Genomic DNA, 5,312 nt, shown 5'->3' on the forward strand with positions numbered 1-5,312 from the left:
CTTCAGATCAATGTGCTTCCACTCAGGCTTGGCGCCCAGCCGCGCATTGAAGCGGTAGTTGAAGGTGAAATCATCCGCCGTCGGCAGCGTCAGTGGTTTGCCATATACCGCCTCGATTCCTGCCAGGTCATATCCCATCAACTGCAGCAGCGTCGGAAAAATGTTGTAGTGACTGGAACGGTCTTTGTTCAGCGTCAAGGCCTGCACCCAGTCCGGGCCGTGCACCTGATCGCCCTGAATCACCACCAGCGGCACCAGCCCTTCTTCTTCCACCGGGTCGCCGCCGCAGTGAGTATTGAGCCCGGGATTGCCACGCTCATGCAAATCCTGGCCGTGATCGGAGGTGTAGATCAGCAGTGCATTGTTCAGCCGGGCCTGGGCAAACACCCGGGCGAAGAACTCGCCGACGTTCCACAGCACCGTGTTCTTGTAGGCGTTGCGGTACAGCACCCAGTCATCCGGCTGCCCATTGAAACCATCACGTTTAGCGGTATCGGCCACCTCGGTGAACTGCCCGCGGGGCAGTATCGGGCGGTAGGCCATGAATGCATCGGGGTATTTGTCGTGCACCGGGAAATGCGCACCAACCTTGTTGACCACCACCAGCTCCGGCTGGTCGTCGTTGAGCAGTTCGATCAGTTTCGCGGCAGCGGCCATGTCGCGATCACGCACACTGGTCTGGTCAAACTGGACGAACTCATCAATATCCTTCTTCTCGGTGTCGTTCATCAGATTCTGCAGATTGCCGCCAGTGCGCTGGGCGTCGATGTAAACCGTGCGCAGTCCGGCCTTTTTCGCGTACTGCCAGATCGACGGCAGCGTGCTGTTGATGCGGACGTAATCGGCGCGGGTGCCACCGTAACGCAGGGTGACGTTGGTGTCGGCGCTGCAATTGGCGATCGATGCGGCGTAACCGTAATTGAAGATATCGACACCGGGATGCGCCTGCTTGAGGTTGCTGTGCACCCCGAACGGCGCGTTGATGTCCAGGTAATTGCCGGAGATGCTTTCATCGATGATCAGCACGATGTCGTGACTGATCGCTGCCGCGTTGCGCGCCAGCGTCACCGGCTCACGCGGGCCGACCGTATTGTGCAGTGCTTCATAGGCGAACAGGTTCAGATAGGCCAGCGGCGTATACATGACCGGCAAGCCGCGCGCGCCCTCACCCGCTCGCAGGAACAACACGGCGCTGAGCAGCAACACGCCGCACACCGGCGCCGCCACCCGTACTGCATTGGGCACCGCCAGCGCATGCCGTGGTTTGAGCCCGACGCCAAACAGCAACAGCAAACCGCTGAGCGCTGCGTGAATGATCGCGTCGCGATACTGGTAGGCGGCTTCCTGGATGAAGCCGCCGGAATACACCAGCGAGACAAAGCTGCTGTAGTTCAGGTAATCGGCCGTCACCCGGGTATAGACATCAAAAAACACGGCGGAAATAAATAACGTAATTGCGAATAAGTGTCGAATCAGTGCCTGACGAATATAAGCCGTTAGATATAACGCGAAAGTGAGCGCCAAAAACATCGCGCCAAAAAGAAGTACAGCAAAACCCACACCGATAGCATTTAACCGCTCAATGTAATATTCGGAATAAAGCAGCAGATAAACAATTAAAAGTACTTCTTTGGCATATCTGAACATGGCGATACCGCTCGTGCAAAACGGCAGGGAGTCAAAGCTTTGTCGGTCAGAACCTGACACTAGCACCCAGCCATCAAAGCGCAAGAATTGACTGTTTTCTTTAAAAAGCGTCAAAAAACCGGTGACTCAAATCTGACACACACCGAACGCTGCAAGCCCTTAAATTAGCGGCTTACAACCGTTTATCGCTTATTTTAAATCTGAACAAATCTGCAAAAAAACAACAAATCCAATCGCAGCAATGACTTGATGGCCAATCGCCAAAAAACGCTCAAGTGTTATACAGGTGCAACATGTCATTTTGCTGACACGCTTTTCAAACCCTGCGCTATACCCCTTTTACAGTCTTGTTCCGAACTTCTTCTTTTCGCTCTATCGAGGGTGCGCAGATGGACGTGAGCGTATTTGGCACCGGCTATGTCGGATTAATTCAAGCCGCCGCACTTGCCGATGTCGGACATCGGGTTTTATGTGTGGATATTGACCCGAACAAGATTAAACAACTGCAACAAGCCGTGCCGCCTATTAGCGAGCCGGGGTTATCCGCTTCGCTGGAAGAAAACATCAAGGCCGGGCGTTTGCTGTTCACGACCCAGGCCAGTGACGCAGTGGAGCACGCCGAACTGATCTTCATCGCCGTAGGTACGCCGGCCGACGAGGACGGTTCCGCCGACCTGACCCACGTGCTCAACGTGGCCCGGCAGATCGCCTCGCACATGGAGGCCGATCGCACCCTGATCATCAAGTCCACGGTGCCGGTCGGCACGGCGGATCAGGTCGCCGCCAAGGCCACTGAAGAGCTGCAGCGGCGCGACCGCAGCGGCCTCAAGGTGCGCGTGGTGTCCAACCCCGAATTTCTCAAGGAAGGCAGCGCCCTCGCCGACTGCATGCGCCCGGACCGGATCATCGTCGGCACCCGCGATGACGCCGCCCGCGAGCAGATGAGTGAGCTGTACGCGCCGTTCTGCCGCAACCGCGAAAAACTGATGTTCATGGACAACCGCAGCGCCGAACTGACCAAGTATGCGGCCAACGCAATGCTCGCCACGCGCATCAGCTTCATGAATGAGCTGGCCAACCTCACCGAACTGCTGGGCGCCGACATCGAGGCCGTGCGCAAAGGCATCGGTTCCGACCCGCGCATCGGCTACCACTTCATCTACCCCGGTTGCGGTTTTGGCGGCTCGTGTTTCCCCAAGGATCTGCGTGCCCTGCTGCACACCGCCGAACACAACGGCATGCCACTGAAATTGCTGCGCAGCGTCACCGACGTCAACGACAGCCAGCGGCACATCCTGTTCAGCAAACTGAAGGCGCAGTTTCCGCAAGGTCTGGCCGGCAAGTCGATCGCGATCTGGGGCCTGGCGTTCAAACCCAATACCGATGACATGCGCGAAGCCCCCAGCCGTTACCTGATGGATGCGCTGTGGGCCGAAGGCGCCAGCGTGCAGGCCTATGATCCGGAAGCCATGTCCGAATGCCGTCGTCTGTACGGCTACCGCGACGATCTGCATCTGTGCGCCACCCGCGACGACACCCTGGAGGATGCCGATGCGCTGGTGATCTGCACCGAGTGGAAAAACTTTCGCGTGGTGGATTTCGAACTGCTGGCGAGCAAGCTGCGCGCCAAAGTGATTGTCGACGGTCGCAACCTCTACAACCCGGAACACGTGGCCGCCGCGGGCCTGCATTACAGCGGCATCGGTCTGCGCCATATCGCTCCGGAAGGACTGCGCCCATGAAAATCCTGGTCACCGGCGCGGCCGGCTTCATTGGTGCCCATTGCGTGTTGCGGCTGAAGCGCGACGGGCATGCGGTGGTCGGCCTGGATAATTTCAACGGCTACTACGACCCGCAGCTCAAACACGACCGCGTGCAATGGGTGCGCGATCAGGTCGGGCATTTCCCGCTGGCGCGGATCGATCTGGCCGATGCCGCCGCGATTGAAGCGCTGTTTGTCCGCGAGCAACCGCAAGTGGTGATCCACCTCGCGGCGCAGGCCGGGGTGCGTTATTCGCTGGAAAACCCGAAGGCCTACCTGGACAGTAATCTCTGCGGTTTCCTGAACATTCTCGAAGGCTGCCGGCACCATCCGGTGGAGCACCTGATCTACGCCTCGTCGAGTTCGGTGTACGGCGCCAACCAGCACACGCCGTATTCGGTGCACGACGGGGTGAATCACCCGCTTTCGCTGTACGCCGCAACCAAAAAAGCCAACGAGCTGATGGCCCACAGTTACAGCCACCTGTTCGGCATTCCCAGCACCGGCCTGCGCTTTTTCACCGTGTACGGCCCCTGGGGTCGGCCCGACATGTCGCCGATCCAGTTCGCCCGGGCGATCACCGAAGGCACGCCGCTGAAACTGTTCAACTACGGCGAGCACCAGCGCGACTTCACTTACATCGACGACATCGTCGAAAGCATCGCCCGGCTCACCGATCATCCGCCGCACAACCACCCGGAGTGGGACCGCGAACACCCTGATGCCGGCAGCAGCATGGCGCCGTGGTGCCTGTTCAACATCGGCGGCCACCACCCGGTGGAGCTGAAAACCTATCTGGCACTGATGGAAAAACACCTCGGCCAGAAAGCCATCGTCGAGCTTTTGCCCCTGCAACCGGGCGATGTGCTCAACACCTGTGCCGAGACCGATGATCTGGCCCAGGCCACCGGGTTCCAGCCCCGGATCGAGCTGGATGAAGGACTGGGGCGGTTCATCGCCTGGTTTCGTGACTACTACCCCACTGCCTGTCGCCCACGCGCCGCTCGCGGCTGAATTAATGCGGAGGACTCCATGACTGGACATGAGAAAGGTGTGCCGATTCAGGAAATGCGCCGTGACAAGCGCGTCGACCCCGAGCACCGAATGCGCCTCGACGCGGCGATCCATCGCCAGGGTCGCGGATGGTTCACTGGCCGTGACGGCGGTCGGCCATGGCAACTGTCACGCACCAACCGCGTGGTCGCCTGTCTGGGCGCGCTGCTGATTCTGGTGCTGATCTCGCCTCTGCTGCTGGGCCTGGCACTGGTCATCAAGTTCAGCAGCCCGGGACCGGTGATGTTCGTGCAAAAACGCACCGGTTATCGCGGCCGCGCCTTCGGCATGTACAAGTTCCGCACCATGGTGTGCAACGCCGAAGAGCTCAAGGAATCGCTGCGCCACCTCAACAAGCACGGGGTCGACGCCATCGACTTCAAGATCGACAAGGATCCACGCATCACCGGTATCGGCGGTTTCCTGCGGCGTACCAGCCTCGACGAACTGCCCAACCTGTTCAACGTGGTGAGCGGCGACATGCGCCTGGTCGGCCCGCGGCCGACCTCGTTCAACGCCTACCGCTACAAGGACAACCACCTCGCCCGCCTGAGCATCTACCCCGGCATGACCGGCCTGTGGCAGATCTCCGGACGCAGCAACATCGACTTCGACCAGCGCGTTGAGTTGGACCTCAGCTACATCGCCGAGCAAAGCCTTTTGCTTGATCTGAAGATCCTGTTGAAAACCCCCTTCAAAGTATTCAGCGGCCACGGAGCAAGCTAATGGACGGTTCAACCAACAAAAGCCTGAGCATTGCCAACCCCAGCGAATCGAACCTGATCTCGACCGTGCTGGATCTGGATCTGCGGATCCTGTTCCTGACCGCCGCCAACCCCGGCGCCGGCAC

Annotated in this window: 4 protein-coding genes and 1 pseudogene; 4 read left to right on the forward strand and 1 reads right to left on the reverse strand. The window is 59.3% G+C overall.

What is annotated here, in order from left to right; translation table 11 throughout:
- Positions 1 to 1,647 (reverse strand): sulfatase-like hydrolase/transferase (locus DBR18_RS14910; RefSeq protein WP_108590879.1); only part of this gene is annotated, 1,647 nt, incomplete at its 3' end.
- Between the two features lie 389 nt (positions 1,648 to 2,036).
- Here DBR18_RS14910 and DBR18_RS14915 point away from each other — a divergent pair.
- The 4 genes and pseudogenes from DBR18_RS14915 to DBR18_RS14930 form a co-directional block, all read left to right on the forward strand.
- Positions 2,037 to 3,389, forward strand: a complete 1,353-nt coding sequence (locus tag DBR18_RS14915; RefSeq protein ID WP_108590876.1) for a UDP-glucose/GDP-mannose dehydrogenase family protein — start codon at positions 2,037 to 2,039, stop codon at positions 3,387 to 3,389.
- Entirely contained in the window at positions 3,386 to 4,423 is a 1,038-nt protein-coding gene (locus tag DBR18_RS14920; protein WP_108590877.1) for an NAD-dependent epimerase, read from the forward strand. Before DBR18_RS14915 ends, DBR18_RS14920 begins: the two co-directional genes overlap by 4 nt.
- A gap of 18 nt (positions 4,424 to 4,441) precedes the next feature.
- Positions 4,442 to 5,188, forward strand: coding sequence for a sugar transferase (locus DBR18_RS14925; protein WP_108590878.1), 747 nt, complete (start codon positions 4,442 to 4,444; stop codon positions 5,186 to 5,188).
- Positions 5,188 to 5,312 (forward strand): annotated as a pseudogene (locus DBR18_RS14930) (cobalamin biosynthesis protein CobQ); the annotation flags it as partial. The gene DBR18_RS14925 and the pseudogene DBR18_RS14930, both read left to right, overlap by 1 nt.

Origin of the sequence: Pseudomonas sp. HMWF021, from assembly GCF_003061005.1 — a bacterium.
Lineage (GTDB): Bacteria > Pseudomonadota > Gammaproteobacteria > Pseudomonadales > Pseudomonadaceae > Aquipseudomonas.